Annotated in this window: 23 protein-coding genes and 1 pseudogene; 13 read left to right on the forward strand and 11 right to left on the reverse strand. The window is 69.6% G+C overall.

Going from position 1 to position 20,843, the window contains the following annotated elements; all coding sequences use genetic code 11:
• Positions 1 to 34: 34 nt before the first annotated feature.
• Entirely contained in the window at positions 35 to 955 is a 921-nt protein-coding gene (locus tag ATK36_RS20265) for a molybdenum cofactor biosynthesis protein MoaE (protein ID WP_098512976.1), read from the forward strand.
• 117 nt (positions 956 to 1,072) lie between these two features.
• On the opposite strand, the gene ATK36_RS20270 is transcribed toward ATK36_RS20265, so the two are convergent.
• From ATK36_RS20270 to moaA, 3 genes are all read right to left on the reverse strand, one after another.
• Complete coding sequence (locus tag ATK36_RS20270) at positions 1,073 to 1,732, reverse strand: transglycosylase family protein (RefSeq protein WP_098512977.1); 660 nt, start codon at positions 1,730 to 1,732, stop codon at positions 1,073 to 1,075.
• A 666-nt stretch (positions 1,733 to 2,398) separates the two neighbouring features.
• A complete protein-coding gene (locus ATK36_RS20275; RefSeq protein WP_245914923.1) occupies positions 2,399 to 2,704 on the reverse strand; it encodes a MoaD/ThiS family protein in 306 nt (101 codons plus the stop codon).
• A complete protein-coding gene (gene moaA, locus ATK36_RS20280; protein WP_170069812.1) occupies positions 2,701 to 3,765 on the reverse strand; it encodes a GTP 3',8-cyclase MoaA in 1,065 nt (354 codons plus the stop codon). The genes ATK36_RS20275 and moaA overlap by 4 nt, the downstream gene beginning before the upstream one ends.
• Positions 3,766 to 3,980: 215 nt before the next feature.
• Here moaA and ATK36_RS20285 point away from each other — a divergent pair, with 215 nt between their 5' ends.
• The 7 genes and pseudogenes from ATK36_RS20285 (at position 3,981) to ATK36_RS20310 (ending at position 9,100) form a co-directional block, all read left to right on the forward strand.
• The gene (locus ATK36_RS20285; protein ID WP_098512980.1) at positions 3,981 to 4,385 is read left to right on the forward strand and encodes a TOBE domain-containing protein; all 405 of its coding nucleotides are present in this window, start codon (positions 3,981 to 3,983) and stop codon (positions 4,383 to 4,385) included.
• A gap of 338 nt (positions 4,386 to 4,723) precedes the next feature.
• A complete protein-coding gene (gene modA / locus ATK36_RS20290; protein ID WP_170069813.1) occupies positions 4,724 to 5,524 on the forward strand; it encodes a molybdate ABC transporter substrate-binding protein in 801 nt (266 codons plus the stop codon).
• A 55-nt stretch (positions 5,525 to 5,579) separates the two neighbouring features.
• Positions 5,580 to 6,347: an ABC transporter permease gene (locus ATK36_RS20295; RefSeq protein WP_098512981.1), complete on the forward strand. Its 768-nt coding sequence runs from the start codon at positions 5,580 to 5,582 to the stop codon at positions 6,345 to 6,347.
• Positions 6,344 to 6,838: pseudogene (locus ATK36_RS34725) on the forward strand (ATP-binding cassette domain-containing protein); the annotation flags it as partial. The gene ATK36_RS20295 and the pseudogene ATK36_RS34725, both read left to right, overlap by 4 nt.
• 342 nt (positions 6,839 to 7,180) lie before the next feature.
• Positions 7,181 to 7,423 (forward strand): TOBE domain-containing protein, encoded by a 243-nt coding sequence (locus ATK36_RS34730; protein WP_423682642.1) that lies wholly within the window; start codon positions 7,181 to 7,183, stop codon positions 7,421 to 7,423.
• Positions 7,424 to 7,473: 50 nt separating this feature from the next.
• The gene (locus ATK36_RS20305; protein WP_098512983.1) at positions 7,474 to 8,268 is read left to right on the forward strand and encodes an HAD-IIA family hydrolase; all 795 of its coding nucleotides are present in this window, start codon (positions 7,474 to 7,476) and stop codon (positions 8,266 to 8,268) included.
• 37 nt (positions 8,269 to 8,305) lie between these two features.
• Positions 8,306 to 9,100 (forward strand): metallophosphoesterase, encoded by a 795-nt coding sequence (locus tag ATK36_RS20310; RefSeq protein ID WP_098512984.1) that lies wholly within the window; start codon positions 8,306 to 8,308, stop codon positions 9,098 to 9,100.
• A 20-nt stretch (positions 9,101 to 9,120) separates the two neighbouring features.
• Here the strand turns inward: ATK36_RS20310 and ATK36_RS20315 are convergent, their stop codons facing one another.
• From ATK36_RS20315 to ATK36_RS20325, 3 genes are all read right to left on the reverse strand, one after another.
• A complete protein-coding gene (locus ATK36_RS20315; RefSeq protein WP_098512985.1) occupies positions 9,121 to 9,495 on the reverse strand; it encodes a YccF domain-containing protein in 375 nt (124 codons plus the stop codon).
• Positions 9,495 to 10,253, reverse strand: coding sequence for a PhzF family phenazine biosynthesis protein (locus ATK36_RS20320; protein ID WP_098512986.1), 759 nt, complete (start codon positions 10,251 to 10,253; stop codon positions 9,495 to 9,497). Before ATK36_RS20320 ends, ATK36_RS20315 begins: the two co-directional genes overlap by 1 nt.
• 65 nt (positions 10,254 to 10,318) lie before the next feature.
• A complete protein-coding gene (locus ATK36_RS20325) occupies positions 10,319 to 11,098 on the reverse strand; it encodes an ESX secretion-associated protein EspG (protein WP_245914924.1) in 780 nt (259 codons plus the stop codon).
• A 94-nt stretch (positions 11,099 to 11,192) separates the two neighbouring features.
• On the opposite strand from ATK36_RS20325, the gene ATK36_RS20330 reads away from it, so the two are divergent.
• From ATK36_RS20330 to ATK36_RS20340, 3 genes are all read left to right on the forward strand, one after another.
• Complete coding sequence (locus ATK36_RS20330; RefSeq protein ID WP_098512987.1) at positions 11,193 to 11,453, forward strand: hypothetical protein; 261 nt, start codon at positions 11,193 to 11,195, stop codon at positions 11,451 to 11,453.
• A 586-nt stretch (positions 11,454 to 12,039) separates the two neighbouring features.
• Positions 12,040 to 13,140, forward strand: a complete 1,101-nt coding sequence (locus tag ATK36_RS20335) for a hypothetical protein (RefSeq protein WP_098512988.1) — start codon at positions 12,040 to 12,042, stop codon at positions 13,138 to 13,140.
• Between the two features lie 38 nt (positions 13,141 to 13,178).
• On the forward strand, positions 13,179 to 14,837 hold the full coding sequence (locus ATK36_RS20340) for an AMP-binding protein (protein ID WP_098512989.1): 1,659 nt from the start codon (positions 13,179 to 13,181) through the stop codon (positions 14,835 to 14,837).
• Between the two features lie 46 nt (positions 14,838 to 14,883).
• On the opposite strand, the gene ATK36_RS20345 is transcribed toward ATK36_RS20340, so the two are convergent.
• Both ATK36_RS20345 and ATK36_RS20350 read right to left on the reverse strand, forming a co-directional pair.
• Entirely contained in the window at positions 14,884 to 15,855 is a 972-nt protein-coding gene (locus tag ATK36_RS20345; protein ID WP_098512990.1) for a R2-like ligand-binding oxidase, read from the reverse strand.
• On the reverse strand, positions 15,852 to 16,463 hold the full coding sequence (locus ATK36_RS20350) for a TetR/AcrR family transcriptional regulator (RefSeq protein ID WP_098512991.1): 612 nt from the start codon (positions 16,461 to 16,463) through the stop codon (positions 15,852 to 15,854). The genes ATK36_RS20345 and ATK36_RS20350 overlap by 4 nt, the downstream gene beginning before the upstream one ends.
• Before the next feature lie 106 nt (positions 16,464 to 16,569).
• On the opposite strand from ATK36_RS20350, the gene ATK36_RS20355 reads away from it, so the two are divergent.
• Complete coding sequence (locus ATK36_RS20355; RefSeq protein ID WP_098515036.1) at positions 16,570 to 17,190, forward strand: HAD family hydrolase; 621 nt, start codon at positions 16,570 to 16,572, stop codon at positions 17,188 to 17,190.
• 44 nt (positions 17,191 to 17,234) lie between these two features.
• On the opposite strand, the gene ATK36_RS20360 is transcribed toward ATK36_RS20355, so the two are convergent.
• Entirely contained in the window at positions 17,235 to 17,471 is a 237-nt protein-coding gene (locus ATK36_RS20360) for a hypothetical protein (RefSeq protein WP_098512992.1), read from the reverse strand.
• Positions 17,472 to 17,604: 133 nt separating this feature from the next.
• Between ATK36_RS20360 and ATK36_RS20365 the strand changes: the two genes are divergently transcribed.
• Positions 17,605 to 17,991 carry a cold-shock protein gene (locus ATK36_RS20365; RefSeq protein WP_098515037.1) on the forward strand — a complete coding sequence of 129 codons (387 nt, stop codon included), beginning with the start codon at positions 17,605 to 17,607 and terminating at the stop codon, positions 17,989 to 17,991.
• Positions 17,992 to 18,202: 211 nt separating this feature from the next.
• Here ATK36_RS20365 and ATK36_RS20370 read toward each other — a convergent pair whose 3' ends face one another.
• Together ATK36_RS20370 and ATK36_RS20375 are read right to left on the reverse strand one after the other, a co-directional pair.
• Positions 18,203 to 18,679, reverse strand: coding sequence for a DUF2771 family protein (locus ATK36_RS20370; protein WP_211291912.1), 477 nt, complete (start codon positions 18,677 to 18,679; stop codon positions 18,203 to 18,205).
• A 10-nt stretch (positions 18,680 to 18,689) separates the two neighbouring features.
• A complete protein-coding gene (locus tag ATK36_RS20375; protein WP_245914926.1) occupies positions 18,690 to 20,807 on the reverse strand; it encodes an MFS transporter in 2,118 nt (705 codons plus the stop codon).
• Positions 20,808 to 20,843: the final 36 nt, after the last annotated feature.

A 20,843-nucleotide genomic window follows, 5' to 3' on the forward strand; every position in this document is an offset into this window, starting at 1 on the left:
GCACCGCCGGCGGACCTATTCTCGCGGAGGCGGCATGAAAACGGCACGAGTGATCGTCGCGTCGAATCGCGCGGCCCGGGGCGTCTACGCGGACAAGACCGGTCCGGTCATGGTGGCGTGGCTGCGCGAGCGGGGGTACGAGGTGCCCGATCCGGTCGTCGTCGAGGACGGCGATCCGGTGGGCGTGGCCCTGCGGGAGGCGGTGGCCGAACCGGTCGCGGTGGTCTTGACCACTGGGGGCACCGGGATCTCCCCGACCGACCGGACCCCGGACGTGACGCGCGGGGTGCTGGACTACGAGCTGCCCGGGGTCGCGGATCTGATCCGGGCGGCCGGGCTGCCGAAGGTGCCCACGGCCGTGCTCTCGCGTGGGGTGGCCGGGGTGGCCGGTCGCACGCTGGTGGTGAACCTGCCGGGATCCAGTGGCGGGGTGAAGGACGGCCTGCGGGTGCTCGCGGACATTCTCGACCACGCCGTGGACCAGCTCGCCGGGGGCGATCATCCGCGGTCGCCGACGTCCGCCGCCGGGCCCGCGCGCGTGGTGCGCGCCGAGGTGAGCGACCAGCCGCTGGACGTGGAGGAGCATGCCCGGCTCGTGTCGGACGACGCGGCGGGCGCGGTGGTCACCTTTGCCGGGGTGGTCCGGGACCACGACGGTGGCAAAGGCGTGCGGGACCTGACCTACGAGGGACATCCCAGCGCACGGGACGTGCTCGCCGAGGTGGTCGCCGAACTGGCCGGCCGGTGGACCGGGGTCCGCGCGGTCGCGGTGAGCCATCGCGTCGGCCCGCTGACCATCGGCGACGTCGCGCTGGCGTGCGCGGTCGCCGCCGATCACCGCCGGGCCGCGTTCACCGCCTGTGCCGAACTCGTGGACGAGGTCAAGGCCCGGCTGCCGGTGTGGAAGCACCAGCACTTCACCGATGGCACGAACGAGTGGGTGAATTCGCCCTGAGTTCGCCGGTACGCCGCGAAGGGCCCCACCGCCAGGGGATTTTAGGTCGCGGTGGGGCCCTTCGCGTGAGTGGCCGCGGCTACGCCGTGGAACCGGCCTCCGCGCGGGAGGCCCGGATCACTTGGTGGCGAGCTTCTGGCCGACGGTGATCAGGTCGGCGTTCGGCACGTACTTCTCGTTCAGGTCCTGCAGCTTCTCGTAGCCGCCCTTGACGCCGAACTTCTGCGCGATCTTCGAGAGCGTGTCGCCCGCCACGACGGTGTAGTCACCGTTCGGGTTGGAGCTGCCCACCGCGGCGACCGGAGCGGCCGGGACGACCTTCTTCGGCGCGGTGCTCTTCTTGGGGGCAGGCTCGGCCGACTTGGTGCTCTGCTTGGTCGTCGACTTCTTGGTGCTCTGCTTGGTGGACTTGTGCGAGGAGGACGACGCGCTGCCGGCCTTCTTGCTGCACACCGGCCATGCGCCGGGGCCCTGCCCCTGCATGACCCGCTCGGCCACGGCGATCTGCTGGTCACGCGACGCGCCCTGCGGGCTGCCGGTGCCGCCGTATGCCTTCCAGGTGCTCTGCGTGAACTGGAGGCCACCGTAGTAGCCGTTGCCGGTGTTGGTGCTCCAGTTGCCGCCGCTCTCACACTGCGCAATAGCGTCCCAGTTCGTCGCCGACGCGGGGGTCGCGGCGATCGCGAGGGGCGCGCCGACCGCGATACCCGCGACAGCGACGCGGGCAATGGTGCGGGTGGCAGCGGACATCTTGCGGTGTTTGCCTCGGTACGACATTTCGAAACATCTCGGTTTCCTACGCCTACGAGCTGGTCGCTGCGGGTCGGGTTGGGAGCCCGTCCGCCCGTTGCCGGGCGGCAGACGCGGACGGCGCACGACGCGTCGTCTTCGTCCCCTCGTCCCTGTCCGGAAATGCTTTCGCTCGGGGTTGGGTCCGGGTATCCGCTGGACAGGGCTGGGCGCTACGGATTCCCGGTCGTGCATGGTCGGTCGGGGCCAACCGAAAAGCGACGGTACGTAACTACGGCCGTGATCGGAAATCATTCTGCATGTGACCTACGTCACAGTAACGCGTGCAACCTTCCCTCGATTCGGATATCTGTGCAGGTCAGCGGGCCGTTATCGGTCCGTTTTCTGGCCGAGATATTTCACAGATCGTGAGGCTTGGGTCACGTCGATATGGCGTCAAAGGGCCATTCGTATCGGTGAAAGGGCCAAGTACCTTAACGATTGCCGGGCCGGCGCGCCAGTGCCGCCGGAGTGGTTCTGCGCAAACCCCGAATGCGCGGTGAGCGAACTGCTTCGGAGAGTAGGGATAAGCGGAAATGGCCGCTGAGTGCTGCTGCGCCGCCGTTCGCCGCGATCCGGACCGAATGGCCGGATGATCGGGCTCGGCCGTCCTGTGTGCCACTCAGCCGGGTGAGTGGCGCTTCGCCGGACGGCTCAGCCTCCGGCGAACGGGGGGAGGATATCCAGCCGGGCCCCGTCGCCGAGGGTGCGGGACCGATCGCGGACCGCGATCTCGTTCACCAGGAAGCTCGCCGCGTCCAATACCCGGGCCAGCGGTCCGGGATGCAGGGCCCGGACGATCTCGATGGCGCCGGCCACCGTGGCACCGGTGGGTAGCTCGATCTTCTCCTCGTCCAGCCCGGCGGCGCCCCGCGCGGCGGCGAAGTACCGGACGACGACCGTCACGACCTCCGCGGAGCCGGTTTCCGGGGTGGCACGCCGAGGAGCTGACATGGTCATCCGCCGATCGCACTCATCGGCCGGATCGGCTGCGCGAAGCCGGCCTCGTTGATTTCGTGGCCCGCGAGCTTGCCCCACATGGTGGCCCGCCAGGCGTCCGCCACCTCTTCATCGCGCGCGCCCGCGCGCAAGTGGGTACGCAGGTCCGTCTCGTCGTTGGAGAACAGGCAGGAGCGGACCGCGCCGTCGGCGGTCAGCCGGGTGCGCTCGCAGGCGGCGCAGAACGGTCTGGTCACCGAGGCGATCACGCCCACGTCGCCGGGGCCGCCGTCGACCAGCCAGCGTTCCGCCGGGGCACCGCCGCGGGCGGCCGGGAACGGCGAAAGCGTGAACGCCGCACCCAGCTTTTCCAGGATCTCCGCGGCGGTGATCATGTCCGCGCGGTTCCAGCCGTGCTGCGCGTCCAGTGGCATCTGCTCGATGAACCGCAGGTGGTAGCCCTCGTCGAGACAGAAGCGCAGCAACGGCGCCGCCTCGTCCTCGTTCAGCCCGCGCATCAGCACCGCGTTGACCTTCACCGGGCTCAGCCCCGCGTCGCGGGCGGCGGCGAGCCCCGCCAGCACGTGCGGCAGCCGGTCACGGCGGGTCAGCTCGGCGAACCGCGCGCGATCGATGGTGTCGAGCGAGACGTTGATCCGGTCCAGCCCGGCCGCGGCGAGTCCGGCCGCGCGTTTGGCCAGCCCGATTCCGTTGGTGGTCATGGACACCCGCGGCCGCGGCCGCAGTGCGGTGACCCGCCCGACGATGTCCTCCAGTCCCGCCCGCAGCAGTGGTTCGCCGCCGGTGAGCCGGATGTCGGTGATGCCCAGCTGTTCGACCGCGATCCGCATCAGCCGCACCAGCTCGTCGTCGGTGAGCACCTGCTCGCCGGGCAGCCAGTCGAGCCCTTCGGCGGGCATGCAGTATGTACAGCGCAGGTTGCACCGGTCGGTGAGCGAGACCCGTAGATCGGTCGCGACACGGCCGAAGGAATCCAGCAGGCCGGGGTGCTCCGGGCGGGGCACGCCGGTCTGACCTCGTGTACCGGGGACGCGAGGAAGCCCGAGATCTACTGCGGTCATTGCGTTCAGGATAGCCCGGCCGGAGCGGAAAAGCCGAGGCAGTCCGTGGCGCAGGTCACCGGGTTGGTCTTCCACTTCGTGGAATCGGGTCGGATTCCCTTGTGTCAGGCCGGTTCCCGCCCGGTGCCGCAGGGTCGCGGGTGATAGCCGAAGCGTTACCTGGAAAATTCGCGCCCACATGGCTTTTCCGCATCTGCGGAGATAATCTTCCGGCCATGCCGCAATTTCGGTTGTCCGAGGCCGCCCGGCTGCTCGGCGTCAGTGACGACACGGTTCGCCGGTGGGTCCGGGCCGGTCAGCTGACCGCGTCCGAGGACGCCGCCGGGCGCAAAGTGGTGGACGGTGCGCAGCTGGCCGGGTTCGCCCGGGCGCAGGCCTCCGGCCCGGAGGATCCGTCGGCGGTCGGGCGCTCCGCGCGCAACCGGTTCGTGGGGCTGGTCACCGAGGTCGTCGCCGACAAGGTGATGGCCCAGGTCGAGCTCCAGTGCGGGGCACACCGAGTGGTGTCACTCATGAGCACCGAGGCCGTCCGCGAACTCGGGCTGCGCCCGGGTGTGCTCGCGGTGGCCGTGGTGAAAGCGACCACCGTCGTGGTGGAAACCCCAGAAGGAAGCAGATGAAGAAGCTCTCCCTGCGCCGTGGTTCCAGGCTGTGGCCGGGGACGCGCGAAGTCCGTGAAGGGTCCCTTCACGGACTAAGAGTCTGTGAAGGGACCCTTCACAGCTCCCCCGCCAGGGTTCCGGCAAAGTTGGTCGGGGGCCCGGCAGCGGGCGATGCTGAGGTGTGTGCGACCACCTCGCGGCGTGCGCCGGACCGATTTCAGGTCCGTGAAGGGGCCCTTCACGGACTCAGAGTCGGCGGTGAAGGGGCCCTTCACAGACCTCCACACCGACTTTGCCGACACCCTGGCGCCCCCGCGGTCACCTCGGCGCCTCCGGTACTCCCGCAGACGAGGTCGGTGAAGTTCGTCCTCGTCGCTGCCGGCACCGCGGCGCTCGCCCTGCTCGCGGGTGCGTGCAGTTCGGGCGACGAACCCAGCACCGCGACCGGTTCCGGGTCCAGCGCGGCGCCCGCTCCGGCCGGCGGCACGCTGACCGTGTTCGCCGCCGCCTCGCTGACCGAGTCGTTCACCGCGCTCGGCAAGCAGTTCGAGGCCGCGCACCCGGGCGTCAAGGTGTCCTTCGACTACGAGGGTTCCTCGGCGCTGGTGCAGAAGCTGGACAACGGTGCCAAGGCGGACGTGTTCGCCTCGGCGGACGAGACCACCATGACCAAGGCCACCCAGAGCGGGGTGATCGACGGCCGGCCGGCCGTGTTCGCCACCAACAAGCTGGCCATCGCGGTGGCCAAGGGCAATCCGAAGGGCATCAAGACCTTCGCCGATCTGGCCAGGCCCGGGCTCACCGTGGTGGTCTGCGCGAAGCAGGTGCCCTGCGGTTCGGCCACGCAGAAGGTGGAGAAGAGCACCGGCACCACGCTCAAGCCCGCCAGCGAGGAGACCGACGTCAAGCAGGTGCTGGCCAAAGTCCAGTCCGGGGACGCGGACGCCGGGCTGGTGTACGTCACCGACGCCACCTCGGCCGCGGGCAAAGTGGACAAGGTCGACTTCCCGGAGTCCTCGGGTGCGGTGAACAAGTACCCGATCGCGGTGGTCAAGGACGCGCCGCAGGCCGCGCTGGCCAAGGAGTTCACCGACTTCGTGCTCGGCGCGCAGGGCAAGGCCGAGCTGACCAAGATCGGATTTGGCCCGGCCGAGTAGGGGTGGCTCGAATGCGGTGGCCGGGGTGCGGCCACCGCATTCGCGGTTACCCCTCGTGCTCTGGTTCCCGGCCGTGCTCGCCCTCGCGCTGGTGGTGCTGCCGGTCGTCGGCCTGCTGGTGCGCACCGATCTCACCCGGTTTCCGTCGCTGCTGGTGACTTCCTCGTCACTGCGGGCGCTGAAGCTGTCCCTGACCACCGCCGCACTGTCCACTGTGGCCTGTGTACTGCTCGGCGTGCCGCTGGCCGTGGTGCTGGCCCGTTCCCGGGTCCCCGGGATCCGGCTGTTGCGCTCGGTGGTGCTGCTCCCGCTCGTGCTGCCGCCGGTGGTCGGCGGGCTGGCCCTGCTGTACCTGCTGGGCCGCAAGGGTTTTCTCGGGCAGCTGGTGAACTGGCTGACCGGCCAGCAGGTGCCGTTCACCACCGCCGCGGTGGTGATCGCGCAGACTTTCGTGGCGATGCCGTTCCTGGTGGTCGGCCTGGAGGGTGCGCTGCGTGGTTCGGGGGACCGCTACGAGCAGGTGGCGGCGACGCTCGGGGCGCGCCCGTGGACGGTGTTCCGCCGGGTCACGATGCCGTTGCTGCTGCCCGCCCTCGGCTCCGGGATGGTGCTGAGTTTCGCCCGCGCGCTCGGCGAATTCGGCGCGACCATCACCTTCGCCGGGAGCCTGGAAGGAGTGACCCGGACGTTGCCGCTGGAGGTCTATTCGCAGGCCGAAGTGGACATCGACAGCGCGGTGGCCCTCTCGTTGCTGCTCATCGTGGTGGCCATCCTGGTGATCGCGGTGGCGCGGCCGCGTTCGTGGGAAGGTGGCCTGCGGTGACGTTGTCCGCGCGGCTCGCGCTTTCCCGTGGCGCCTTCGCCCTCGACGTCGAGTTCACCGTGCCCGCCGGGACTGTGCTCGCCCTGCTGGGTCCCAACGGTTCCGGGAAGTCCACTGTGCTCGGCAGCCTGGCCGGGCTGCTGCCGGTGCGGGCCGCGGAGGTAACCGTGGCCGGGCGGCAATTGGTCGGCCACGGTGTCGATCTGCCCCCGCACGAACGCCGGATCGGCCTGCTGTCGCAGGACTCGCTGCTTTTCCCGCATCTGTCCGCTGTGGACAATGTCGCGTTCGCCCCGCGATCGAGGGGAAAGAACCGGGCGCAGGCGCGGGAAATCGCGTTGGCGTGGCTGTCCGAAGTGGGCGCGGCGGAGTTCGCGAAACGGCGGCCGGGGCAGCTTTCCGGCGGACAGCAGCAGCGAGTGGCGATCGCGCGTGCGCTGGCTTCGTCGCCGGATCTGTTGCTGCTGGACGAACCGTTCGCCGCGCTCGACGTCGACTCGGCCCCGGCGATCCGCGGGCTGTTGCGGCGGGTGCTGCGCGACGGGCCGACGACAGTGCTGGTCACCCACGATCCGCTGGACGCGCTGGCGCTGGCCGATCACGTCGCGGTGCTGTCCGAGGGCCGGATCGTGGAGCGCGGTCCGACCCGCGAAGTGCTCGGCGCGCCGCGTACCGCGTTCACCGCGCGGATCGCCGGGCTGAACCTGGTCGCCGGGGTGGCCACCGCGGACGGGCTGCGCACCGAATCCGGCGAAGTCCTCGCCGGGCTGCTCACGTCGGACGCGGTGGTCGGTGAAGCCGCGGTCGCGGTGTTCGAGCCGAGCGCGGTCTCGGTGTATCCGCACGACGGCGAGCACCACGGCAGCCCGCGCAACATCGTGAGCGCCACGGTCGCCGGGCTGGAGCCACACGGGCCGGTGATCCGGCTGCGCGTGACCGGCGGGCCGCCGTGGGCCCCCGGGCTGTCCGCCGACCTCACCCCGGCCGCGGTCGCGGACCTGGCCTTGGAGCCGGGCTCGCCGGTCACGTTGTCGATCAAGGCCGCGACCGTGGCTGTGCACCCGGCGGCCGGCTGATACGGTGCGGAAAGCCGCGCTGGCGTGATCGAGAAAGAGGGCACGCGAAGGTGACCGAACGCCGCTGGACCTATCTGAGCGACATGGACGGGGTGCTGGTGCGCGAGGAGCACCTCGTGCCCCGCGCCGACGAGTTCCTGGCCGAGTTACGCGACAACGGCATCGATTTCCTGGTGCTCACCAACAACTCGATCTACACCCCGCGAGACCTGCGGGCCCGGCTGCTGCGCACCGGTCTGGACATCCCCGAGGAGTCGATCTGGACCTCGGCGCTGGCCACCGCGAAGTTCCTTGATTCGCAGCGGCCGAACGGCACCGCGTTCGTGATCGGCGAGGCCGGGCTGACCACCGCCCTGCACGAGGTGGGTTACGTGCTCACCGAACGCGACCCGGACTACGTGGTGCTCGGCGAGACCCGCACCTACAGCTTCAGCGCGATCACCAACGCGATCCGGCTGATCGAGCGCGGGGCGAAGTTCATCGCCACCAACCCGGACGCCACCGGTCCCAGCGTCGAGGGCTCGATGCCGGCCACCGGCTCGATCGCCGCGCTGATCGAGAAGGCCACCGGGCGCTCGCCGTACTTCGTGGGCAAGCCGAACCCGCTGATGATGCGGTCCGCGCTGCGCAGGCTGGGCGCGCATTCGGAGTCCACGCTGATGATCGGCGACCGGATGGACACCGACGTGCACTCCGGTATCGAGGCCGGGCTGCAGACCATTCTCGTCCTGACCGGCATCTCCACCGCGGATTCGGTGGACCGCTACCCATACCGTCCGACCATGGTCCTCGATTCGGTGGCCGACCTGATCGGGCGAACCGCTGATCCGTTCGGCCAAGGCTGACCACCACTAGGTCGGGAATAGGGCCTATCGTCGAACGATGAGCTTGTACGTGGTGGGGGACGTCCACGGACACCGTGACGCGCTCCTCGACGCGCTGCGCGCGGAGGGGCTCGTCGACGGCGAGGGCGCGTGGACCGGCGAGCAGGACCGGCTCTGGTTCCTCGGGGACTTCACCGACCGCGGGCCGGACGGGGTCGGCGTCATCGATCTGGTCCGGGATCTGCAGCAGCAAGCCGCCGATGCGGGCGGATCAGTGGAGATGCTGCTCGGCAACCACGAGATCCTGCTGCTGGGCATGTACCACTTCGGCGACCGCCCGGTGCCGTCCGACTTCGGCCCGCGCAGCTTCGCCCGCAGCTGGGAGATCAACGGCGGGCTGCTGTCGGATCAGGACCGGCTCACCCCCGAGCACATCGCCTGGCTCACCGAACGCCCGCTGGTGGCGCTGGCCGAGGACCACCTGCTGATGCACTCCGACACGCTGGAGTACCTCGACTGGGGGACCGACCTGGCTGCGGTCAACGCCGCCGTGCAAGAGATCCTCACCGGCAGCGACCTGACCGCCTGGTGGGACGTGTGGCGCCGGATGACCACCCGCTACGCCTTCCGCGGTCCGGAAGGCGAGGACCACGCGCAGCGCCTGCTCGACGCCTTCGGCGGCTCGCAGATCGTGCACGGCCACAGCGTGATCGCCGACCAGTTGGGCATCCACCCGACCCAGATCGAGGCGCCGTATCTGTACGCCGGTGGCAAGGCGCTGGGCATCGACGGCGGCCTGTTCGTCGGCGGCCCGTGCCTGGTGGTGCAGCTGCCCTTCGTGCCGGTGGACTGATCGGCCGCGGTCCGCCGAAGTCAGCGGATGCCTACGATCTCCTTGCCCAGCGGCATCAGTGACACCGGGACCAGCTTGAAGTTCGCCACCCCGAGCGGGATCCCGATGATCGTGAGGCACAGCAGCGCGCCGGTCACGAGGTGCCCGAGGGTGAGCCACCAGCCGGCGAACACCAGCCAGATGATGTTCCCGAGCAGGGAGCCCAGCCCGGCGTCCCGCCGGTCGGCCACGGTTCGCCCGAACGGCCACAGCGCGTAGGCCGCGATCCGGAACGAGGCGAGACCGAACGGGATGGTGACGATCAGGACGCAGCAGATCACGCCGGCCACCAGGTAACCGATCGCCATCCACAACCCGGCCAGCACGAACCAGATCAGGTTCAGCAGCAACCGCATCAGACGTGCAACTCCCCGCTCACAATGGTGACCGCCTGGCCCCGCAACCGCACCCGGTCGCCGTCCACGACCGCCGCGACAACGCCGCCTCGCCGGGAGACCTGTGCGCCGACCAGTTCGGTCTTGTTCAGTTTCTTCCCCCAGTACGGCGCCAGGCAGCAGTGCGCGGAACCGGTCACCGGGTCTTCGTCCACCCCGACGCCCGGCCCGAAGAACCGGCTGACGAAATCGTGATCGCGGCCCGGGGCGGTGATGATCATTCTTCCGGTCCAGGTGTCCCGCAACGCCGCCAGGTCCGGCGCTGCCTGCTCGACCTCTTCCGCGCTGCTCAGCTCGACGAAGAGGTTCTCCTTGGCCCGCCCGGCGTACGCCGGGGTGTGCCCGGGCAGGATCCGGCTGACGTCGTCCTCGGTCCGGTGTGGTGCGTCGGCGGGAAAGTCCAGCTCGATCCAGCCGTCGTCGTGCTTGGTGCAGTGCAGCAGCCCGGAACGGGTGTCGTAGACCTGCGCACCGCCGAGCACCTGCGTGGCCGCGACGGTGGCGTGCCCGCAGAGGTCGACTTCGGTGGCCGGGGTGAACCACCGCAGCCCCGTGACACCCCCGTCGGACGGCAGCACGAACGCGGTCTCGGAGTGCTTCATCTCCGCAGCCACCTGCTGCATCCATCCGGGGTCCGCGGGCTCATCGAGGAGCACGACCCCGGCCGGGTTCCCGGCGAAGGCATCCGCGGTGAAGGCATCGACGACATAGAACTGCATACCGCGCACGGTACTGGTGAGTGATTGGCCGGACGTCAGGGATTCTCCCGGGTTTTCGCCGTCGTTCAGCGAAGGCCTTCCTCGATCGTCTCCACCAGCCACTTGCGCAGATGCGTCCCGCTGGACGGGGTGAACCGGAGCCGGAAGCCACCGTCCGGCAGCGGTTCGGAGAAGGTCAGGTAGCGCCCGCCCGCGGTGTCCACGAAGGTCGTGGTCGAGATCGCGTGCAGTGGCCCGTGGTGGCGGCGCAGGGAAAGCTCCACGGTGCCGTGCCGATGGAGGGGCCAGCGGGTGTAGCCGGCCAGCGCGTCGCGTTCCCGGCGGGCGGGGGTGCCGGTGGGGAAGTCCTCCTCCTCGGCCGAACCGCGGCGCGAGGCGGGCTGGGTCACCGCGACCGGGTCGACCGGCAGCGCGGGGTAGTCCGGGAACATGCTCATCAGCGTGTCCACCAGCCGGTCCGGCCGGACCTGCCGGAAGTGCAGGCCGTCCTCCACCTGCAGCGAGAACACGCCCAGCCCGTCCCCGACGCAGGCGCGGTAGAGCACCGTGCCGGACGGGGGTTCCGCGGCCCGCACGATGATCAGCACTTCGGGCCGGGTCCAGGCCCGCAGGGTGGCCGCGACGTCCGGGTCGAGCTTTTCGGCATCGGCGAGGCCGCGGTCGCGCAGCGCCTGCCAGGCCTGCTCGGCGAGCTGCCGATGCTCGGTCATCGTCCGCCCGGCGCTGCGGATCTCGAACGGCTGCCACGCCGCGGGCAGCCCGCTGCGCTGCACCGCGACGTCGGTCTCGGTCCAGCCAAGGGAGAACTCCTCCGGCAACGTTCCCGTCCCCTCGTATGCGAACAACCGCACCGAGGGTAGCGGAATCGGCACAGTGATCCGGGCTACTCGGGTCCGGAGCCGGATTCGGCCGGGGTCGCTGACGACCATCCGGAACACCATGAGCGTGCCCCTGTCCGGTGGCGACTCGGCCGTTGCCACCGCCGAACGTGTCACCGATCTGTTTGTATGTGACGAAAGGCTGCGCGACGTCTCCTTGCGGACCGAAGATCCGGCACATCCGGACATGGTCGTCGAGCCGGCCGGCTCCACCTCCGGAAACCCGCTGGGCGAACTGTTCCGCAGGCTGCTCTGCACCGACCCGCTGATCACGTTCGCCGAGCCGTTGCTCACGACGTTGCCGACCGGCGATCGGGCCTGATCTACGGCGCGTACGTGTACGGCACGACCGCGGAGACCCGGCACAGGGTCCCGGCAAAGTTGGTCGAAGGGCCTGTGATCAGCAGAGAGCCGTGGCGGCGGTACCTGCCCTCTTCGTGGTGTGCGCCGGACCTGTCCCGAGTCAGTGAAGGGGCCCTTCACAGACTCAGAGTCCATGAAGGGCCCCTTCACGGACCTCCGCAGGCTGTGCACCGCGTACGCCTGCCCCGACCTGGGGATTCTGCTGTCCCGCCACCTGTGGTGACGCGAACACAAGGTGCAATGTTCGCACGTCAGAGACGTGATGCATCATAGTGTCCACTTGAGCGGAGGTATCACATGGTCACGTTCACGAATGTGAAGGTCGGCCTGAAACGCCTCGCCCGGACCGAGGCGAGTCGTGGTGCCGGCCGGCCTCGGGATCAGCATCCTGCACGCGCCGGATCGGGGAGAACCGGCAGCGCAGCGACGGCGGGGTGCTGAGCCATGGGAGTCCACGCCAAGTTACCCCTGGAATTCCACGTCCACGGTTCTCCGAAAACCCCACCACGCTTGTGCTCACGACAAAATTCGGCAAAGGACTTCTCATGACACACCGAGTGCTGCATTTCTGCGGCTCGCTACCACCGGGGCTGGGCGATACCGACCTTGACGCGCTGCGTTGGTTCCACGCCCACACCAAGGGACACGCGATCACCGGCCTGCCGGTGCGCCAGGACCCCGACTGGACCCTCGACCACCTGAAGAATCGGATCGGCAAACAGCCGGAAGTGCTGCGCGTCGTGCACGCGGGCGAGTACCGCGACTACGACGACTTCCCCAGCTACGGGGTGGTCCCGGGCGCGCAGCTGCGGCCCGAGCACGTCGCGCACGGCTCCGTGGCCGAAGCACTGGCCAGCGTCGAGACGTTCCGCGCGTACCGCGCCGAGCACACCGACCTCGCCGATACCCGGATGATGCTGCCGGTGCCCGGCCCCGTCGACCTCGCGCTGTTCACTTTCGCCGGCGGAACGCTGATGCGGAACCTGCCGAACTTCGGCGAAGTCTGCCGGGCAGTGAAGTACCTGCCGGTGTTCACCGAGGCCACCGCGGAGTTCGTCGCCGGTGTCAGCGCCGAGGCCGCCGAGGACGTGGTGTTCCACCTGGAGGTGCCCTCCGTGCTGATCGGGATGTACAAAGCACGCGTGCTGCCCGGCGGTCCGCGCGCGGCGGCTCGGTTCCTCGCCGGGCAGATGGCCGGCCTGCTGGCGAAGTTCCCCCGAAACGCCCGGGTGCTCCTGCATCTGTGTTACGGGGACTACAACCACACGGAAGTGTTCCAGCCCAAGAATTTGGCGTGGGCGACGATGTTCCTCAACCACCTCGCGACCGGACTGCGACGGCGGCACGTCGGGTTTCCGCAGGTGCACATCCCGGCCGCGTTCGGCTCCACGGTCGCGTCCAAAGAGGACGCTTTCTTCGCGCCCTTGCGGCTTCTGGACGACGAGTGGCAGGTGATCGCGGGCGTGGCGTCCCACGACGACAGTCTCGCGACTGTGGCCGCGCTGCACCTGTTCGAGACCGCCGCGCGGCGGCAGGCCATCGGCGTCGCGTGCGCGTGCGGCCTCGGCCGGTTGCGCGAGGAACAGGCCAAGCCGTCCGTGGACGCGATGATCACCGGCGCCGAGTCGGCGCCGTACGCGGCCTGAGACGGCCGCGCCGACGGAAACTCACGACAGGAGTCCCGATGCCCGAAATTCCCGCCCTGCCCAGCTACGCCTCCGGGATCTCCGATGTGCCCCTGCTGGGTGACACGATCGGCGACAATCTCGATCGCACGGTGGCCGCTTTCGGCGACCGGGACGCACTGGTGGACCGGGAAGCGGGCAGCCGCTGGACTTACCGCGAATTGGCCGCCGATGTGAACACGCTGGCGCACGGCCTGGTCGCGACCGGGATCGGCAAGGGTGAGCGGGTCGGGATCTGGGCGCCGAACCGGGCGGAATGGACACTGCTGCAGTACGCGACCGCGAAGATCGGCGCGATTCTGGTCACCATCAACCCCGCCTATCGCGCGCATGAGCTGGAGTATGTGCTGAACCAGGCCGGGGTGCGGATGCTGGTCGCCGCGGAACGGTTCAAGACCTCGGATTACGCGGGCATGATCGAGCAGGTCCGGCCGAAATGCCCGGGCCTGGAACACGTGGTGCTGCTCGGTACCGATTCCTGGACCGGACTGCTGGAATCCGGCCGTGGCGGGGATCCGGCGGTGCTGGCCGGACTGCAGGCGTCGTTGTCCGCGGATGATCCGATCAACATTCAATACACCTCGGGGACCACGGGTTTCCCGAAGGGCGCCACGCTGTCGCATCACAACATTCTGAACAACGGGTTCTTCGTCGGTGAGCTGTGCAACTACACCGAGCAGGACCGGGTGTGCATTCCGGTGCCTTTTTACCACTGTTTCGGCATGGTCATGGGAAATCTGGCGTGTACGAGTCACGGCGCCTGCATGGTGATCCCGGCGCCGGGTTTCGATCCGAAAGCGACCCTGGCCGCGGTCGCCGCGGAACGGTGCACGTCGTTGTACGGGGTGCCGACGATGTTCATCGCCGAGCTGAACGATCCGGATTTCGTCACCCACGACCTGTCCTCGCTGCGAACCGGGATCATGGCGGGCTCGCCGTGTCCGGTCGAGGTGATGAAGCAGGTGATCGATCGGATGGGCATGACCGAGGTGTCCATTTGCTACGGCATGACCGAGACCTCCCCGGTGTCCACGCAGACCCGGGCGGACGATTCGGTGGCGCGGCGGGTGTCCACGGTGGGGCGGGTCGGTCCGCATCTGGAGTCCAAGGTGGTCGATCCGGAGACCGGGTTGACCGTCCCGCGGGGTACCCCGGGTGAGCTGTGCACGCGGGGTTATTCGGTGATGCTCGGGTATTGGGCGGAGCCGGAGAAGACCGCGGAGGCGATCGATGCCGCGCGCTGGATGCACACCGGCGATCTGGCGGTGATGGACGAGGGCGGCTACGTCACCATCACCGGCCGGATCAAGGACATGGTGATCCGGGGCGGGGAGAACGTGTACCCGCGGGAGATCGAGGAGTTCCTCTACACCCACCCGGACATCCTGGACGCGCAGGTGATCGGGGTGCCGGATGTCAAGTACGGCGAGGAACTCATGGCCTGGGTCCGGATGCGGGAGGGCGCCGAGCCGCTGACCGCCGAGGCGGTGCGGGAGTTCTGCCAGGGCAAGCTGGCGCACTACAAGATCCCGCGTTACGTGCACGTGGTCGAGCAGTTCCCGATGACCGTCACCGGGAAGGTGCGCAAGGTCGAGATGCGCCGGCAGTCGGTGACGTTGCTCGGACTGGAGCAGGTCGCCGAGCAGCGCCACGCCTGACCGAAGTGGACGTCCATTGAGGACGTCCACTTCGGACAGACTGGGATCAGGCGCTCGCCGCGACGGCGGCCTCGGCCAGCGCCTTCTCGTCCTCCTCGCCGAAGATGTCCTCCAGCTGCTCCGGCGAGTAGTCGAGGTCGATCTGCTCGACCGGGGTGCCGCGCGCGGATTCGATGGCGCCGAGCCTGCGCTGGGCGCGGTCGGCGGCGTAATGGATCAGCTCCTGTGGGTCGTTGTCGAAGGGGCTCTCCTCGAACTGGCCGCTCACCCACTCGATCATGCCGAGCGCGCTCGGCAGCAGCTCGCCCATCCGCTGTTGCACCGCGTCCCACAGGGTGTCGTCCGCGGCGACGTGCCGGCGGCAGGTGAAGGTGCCCCAGGCCATGTGCCGTCGCTCGTCGTCGCCGATGCGGCGCACCAGCTCCTGCATGCCGGGCAGGACCTGCTCCTGCGTGCAGATCAGCTGCCACGAGTAGTAGCCGGTGAGTGCCAGGCTGCCCTCGACCACATGGTTGTAGGTGACGCTGGCGCGGATCTGGTTGAGCGGGCTGGGGTCGTCTTCCAGCGCACGCAGCGACTGCGGCAGCTCTTCGTAGAAAAGCTTGCGGTAGTGCGGGTTCTCCGCGACGTACGGGTGCAGGTCGGTGGTCAGCCCGACCGCGTCCATCCAGCGCCGGAACACCTCGACGTGCTTGGCCTCCTCGAAGCAGAACTGGGTGAGGTACATCTCGTCGCCGAACCGGCCGGTGGCCGACATCGCCCGCAGGAACGGCAGGATGTCCTCGGTGACCGCCTCCTCGCCCGCGATGAACTGGGCGACCAGGTAGGTGGCGGAACGCTGCTGCTCCGGGGTGAGCGTCTCCCAGCCCTCGCGCTCCCGGCTGAAGTCGAGGTCCGCCGGGTTCCAGAACTTCTTGTTGCCCTTGACGAACAGGCGCAGGGGGAAGGAATCCCAGTTGAGCCCGCCCTCGCGCAGCGAGGAGAATCCGCTGCGCAGCTCGGGAAGTGTCTCGGTCATGACTGGCCCTTCGCTGTGACTCCATTGTGGACAAACAGGTCGATCGCGGGGGTGACCACGGCGACCACTGCCTCCGCCGCCTCGGCCGCGGAATGCGTGGGCAGCACGAGGTGACTCAGCGAGAGCCGCACCACCGTCTCCGTCGGCAGTGTGGCGGATTCGGCGGACAGCTGCGGCACGAGCTTCAGGTAGTGCCGGGTCTCGAGCTCGACCGCGGCGGTGAGGATCGGCTCGCCGCGGGAAGTCAGCAGCGGGAGCAGACCCTCCCCGGCCTCAGTGCCGAGCGCTGCGGCGACGAGACGGCTTTCCCGGGCAGGTTCGATTGTATAGACCACTGCGTCGCGGATACCCGCGGGCAGGCTTTCGGCGTTTTCGAACCTCAGGCGGACGCCGTCGAGGAATTCCGCCGCTGTGCGCAGCGCGACCGCCTGGGTGAGCGCGGCCTTGCTGCCGAATTCGTGGTAGACGGTCTGCCTGCTCACGCCGGCCCGCGCGGCGACGCCGGCCATCCGCAACCCCCGGTGCCCGTGGTCGGGAAGCAGTTCGGCGGCCGCGTCAAGCCGGGCCTCGCGCAGCGAAGCCTGGGTGGGCTCGGTGAAACTGGTCACGCTCCCCAATTTGACGCGGCCTGGCCGTGTGTCAAGGAGCTTTACCCAATTGACCACTGTGTACAGCGCTGCCGGGATTGCCGGTGCGGCCGGTTACCGTGGCGTGGTGGGAGTGACTGTGGGGTTCGACCTGGACATGACACTGATCGATCCGCGCCCGGGGATGGCCGCGGCGATGGACGCACTGGGCGCCGAAGCCGGCCTCCCGTTCGACGGTGCGCGGTTCGCCGCGAATCTCGGCCCGCCGCTGGATGACGCATTGCGTGGTTTCGATGCCCCCGAAGAGCGGATCCCGTGGCTGATCGACCGGTTCCGTGCGACCTACCCGGAGGTCGTCGTCCCGGTCACGATCGCGCTGCCCGGCGCGGCCGAGGCGCTGCATGCGGTACGGGAGGCAGGCGGCCGCGCGATCGTCGTCACCGGGAAGTATGCCCCGAATGCGCGGCTGCACCTCGACGCGCTGAACTTGGCGGCCGACGAGGTGATCGGCGAGCTGTGGTCCACCGCCAAGGCGGAAGCCCTGCTGAAACACCAGGCGAAGGTCTACGTCGGCGACCACGTGGGCGACATCCGTGGCGCCCGCGCGGCAGGCGCGATCGCGGTGTCGGTGGCCACCGGCCCGTGCACCCGCGCGGAACTGGTCGCGGAGGGCGCCGACGTGGTATTCGACTCGCTGGCGGAGTTCCCGGAGTGGTTCGCCGCCCGCTTCACCGGCCGGGCCGCTTGACGGCTTGCCCTACCGGGTGACGCGGCGAACCGCCGGCGACCGGGTCAGCCGGTCTCGGCGGTCTTGGCGGTGCGGGCCTCGCGGACCAGCGCGATCAGTCCGAGCAGCAGGCCGAGCGGCGTGATCACCCCGGCGGCCGCGCTCAGCCATACCGGCAGGTTCTCCATTCCGGTCGCGAACAGCACGAACACCGCCAGCACCGCGGCCATGCCGATGGCGAACAGGCCGATGCCGATCCGCATCAGGAACGGCTTGCCGGTCTGCTTCGCTGCGTTTTCCATGAGACCGAGGGTAACCGCCGTATCCGCTTCTCCCCAGAGCATGTGGCGAGATAGGCTGGGGGTGAACGCGCGCCTCGGGTACGCCCGGGGCGCGTTCGTCGTGAGCAGCACAGCAGAAGGACTGGTGAGGGAAGTGCCGACCGGCAAGGTCAAGTGGTACGACGCGGAGAAGGGGTTCGGGTTCGTCACGCAGGACGGCGGCGCGGACGTCTACATCCGCAAGGCCGCGCTGCCGCAGGGCGTCGAAGGGCTCAAGGCCGGCCAGCGGCTCGAGTTCGGCGTGGCCGACGGACGCCGGGGGCCGCAGGCACTCTCCGTCCGCTTGCTCGATCCGCCGCCGTCGGTGGCCGAGGCGCGCCGTCGTCCGGCCGAGGAGCTGCACGGGCTCGTCGAGGACATGATCAAGCTGCTGGAGCTGAAGGTGCAGCCCGACCTTCGCCGCAACCGGTACCCGGATCGCAAGCACACCAAGCAGATCGCGGAGATCATGCGCGCCGTCGCCCGCGATCTCGACCCGTGATCGACCCGGTTTCAAAGCTGTGAAGGGGCCCTTCACGGACTCTGAGTCCGTCAGGGGCACCTTCACGGACCCGAAACCGGTCCGGCGCAACGCCACGAGGTGGTCGCACACACCTCCGCATCGCCCGCTGCCGGTCCGCGACCAACTTTGCCGGAACCCTGGACTCTGAGTCCGTGAAGGGCCCTCCACGGCTCTCTGCACGGAGCCGTGCTCAGTTCGGCCGGACCTGCAGGGACCAGAGTGCGGTGGTGATCGGCTCGGCGTCGTTCGGGTCGCCGGTGCGGCTGATCACCGAGGCCTGGGCGATCTCCACCACCACGATCTGATCGTCCTTCGCGGGCGGGGCCGCGGTGTAGGCGTACCGGTCACCCGAGGTGATGATCGCTTCCTGCAGCGGCTGAGGCTGGCCCTTGCCGTTCACGTACTGCACGGTGACCTTCCACGGCGTCTCGGCGACCTCCTTGGGCACCGAGATCTGCACCGAGCGGCCCGGCCGCACCTTGAGCGTGCCCGCCGCACCCGGATTGGCCGAGCAGACGCCGGTCTTCAGGTCGCAGTTGCCGATCGGGGCGGTGCGGATGGTGTGCCCGTCGCCGTAGAACGTCACCTCGGCCGGCCCGGGCGCGGAGCAGCCGGCCACCGCCAAACCACCGGCCGCGAGCACGGCCACCACACGGGAACGTCGCATGCCCCGAAGGCTACCGGCGGCCCGGTGCGGGGAAGCTGCCGGTCGGCTCCGGCCGCAGCGGGCGGTTCCCGCCGAGACCCGGCACCAGCGAACCGCCCCGGCGCACCAGGAAGGTCTGCCCCAGCCCGACCGCCAGCAGCAGCGTGACCACCAGGAAGCCGATCCAGTAGGTGGGCGGCAGCAGCAGGCCGACCGCGCCGCCGAAGCACCAGGCCAGCTGCAGCACCGTTTCCGAACGGCCGAACGCGGACGCCCGCGACTGCTCCGGCAGGTCCTCCTGGATCACCGCGTCGAGGCTGACCTTCGCCAGCGCACTGGCCGTCGATCCGACGAGGCCGACGATCGCGGCGGTGATCAGGCTGGGCAGCAGCGTCGCGACGAGCGTGCTGAGCGTGGCGGCCGCCACACAGCCGAGGACCACTTGGTCCGGCGCCCCGAACTGCAGACGCGAGCCCAGCGCGTTGCCGATGAACCCGCCCACCCCGGCCGCGACGCCGATCACGCCGAGCAGCAGCAGCTGCACGAACGGGCTGTGCCCACTGCCTTCGGTCTGTGCCTTGACCGCGAAGGCCGCGAACATCATCAGGAATCCGGTGAGTACGCGCACCGAACCGTTGCCCCACAAGGAGACCACGATGTGCCGCCCCATCGGCTGGCGTTGCTTGCGCCGCTTCGGCTCGGGATGCGCGGACAGCGAGGTGGGCACCTCGCCCTCGGTCACCTCGACCCAGGCCGGGATCCGCATCGACAGCACGGCGGCGGCCACGCAGATCACCGCGGTGAACCACAGCGCACCCGAGGAATTGGTGAGTGCGCTCACGCCGCTGGCGATCGCGCCGAACACCCCGCCGGCGATCAACCCGAACACGGTGACCCGCGCGTTGGTCTTCGACAGCGTGATCTCCGGCGGCACCACCCGCGGGGTCATCGCGGCCTTCAGCACGGTGAAGGACTTCGACAGGACCATCATGCCGAGCGCGGCCGGGTAGAGCAGCCAGTCGTCGAAGTGCAGCGCCATCACGACGGCCATCAGGCCCTGCCCGATCGAGGCGATGCACATGGCCAGCCGCCGTCCGCGCTGGATCCGGTCCAGCGCGGGGCCGATGACCGGCGCGACGAGCGCGAACGGTGCGATCGTGATCAGCAGGTACAGCGCCACCTTGCCCTTGCTCTCCCCGCTCGCGGCGGCGAAGAACAGGGTGTTCGCCAGCGCGACGGCCATTGCCGCGTCGCTGGCGTAGTTCAGCATCACCGCGTACATCAGCGAGGTCAGCCCGGACTCGTCCGCGCCGTCGGCCTTGGTGGCCCGCTGGAACATGCCGACGGCCTTACCGCTCAGCTGACGGCTGCGCAGCGCGGCCACCCGCGTGACAGTGAGCTTCTTCGGCAGTTTCGGCACCGACCCGGCGCCCGGGATCGCCGTGGTGGGTGAGTCTTCTTCCGCGTCCGGCCCGACCCTCGGCTCTTTGGCGTAGCCACCGGTGTCGTAGTGCTCGTACTCGCCGCTGCCGGGACGGTCGTCGACCGGCCGCGGACGGGCCGGCTCGGTGCGGTAGTCACGCGGCGGATAGGGCCGGGCACCACGCGGTGGCGTCGTCCGGCGGCCCATCGGGACCTCGTCGGTGGGTGCTTCGCCGGCGGTGTTCTCGTACGGGTGGTCGTCGTAGAACGGACTGCGCGGCTCCGGTCGCACACGCTCGGTGCGGCCCCGGCTCGCCGCGGCGACCTGCGTTTCGGCGGCGAACTCCGCGGGGCTGCCGGGTGGCGGATCCGCGGGGATCCGCTCCGGCCGGGCGCGGGGCTGCTCGGCGGCGAAGTTCCCGGAGCGCGGCTGGTTCGGCTCGGCGGGTGCGCGTCCTGGCTGTCCGATCTCGGGTTCGGGGCGCTGCTCGGATCTCGGCTCGGCTCGGGGACGCTCCGGCGGCAGGTGCTCGTCCGGCCGCGCTCGCCGCGTGCGCGGGTCGACCGCCTGGTCCAGCTTGGCCGGATGGGGTGCGTCGTGCCAGGAGCGAGCCTGCGGGGAGCCGGGCTCCGGGGTCCAGCGGCGTTTGCTCTTGCGGCCACGGCCTTTGCCCGGCCGCCCACCGAGGGGGCTGCCGGCGCCGGAGCGCGAACCGAAGAGAGCCACGGGTTCAATCCTGCCTCATCCGGGTGCCGCTCCGCC

The organism is Amycolatopsis sulphurea (assembly GCF_002564045.1).
Lineage (GTDB): Bacteria > Actinomycetota > Actinomycetes > Mycobacteriales > Pseudonocardiaceae > Amycolatopsis > Amycolatopsis sulphurea.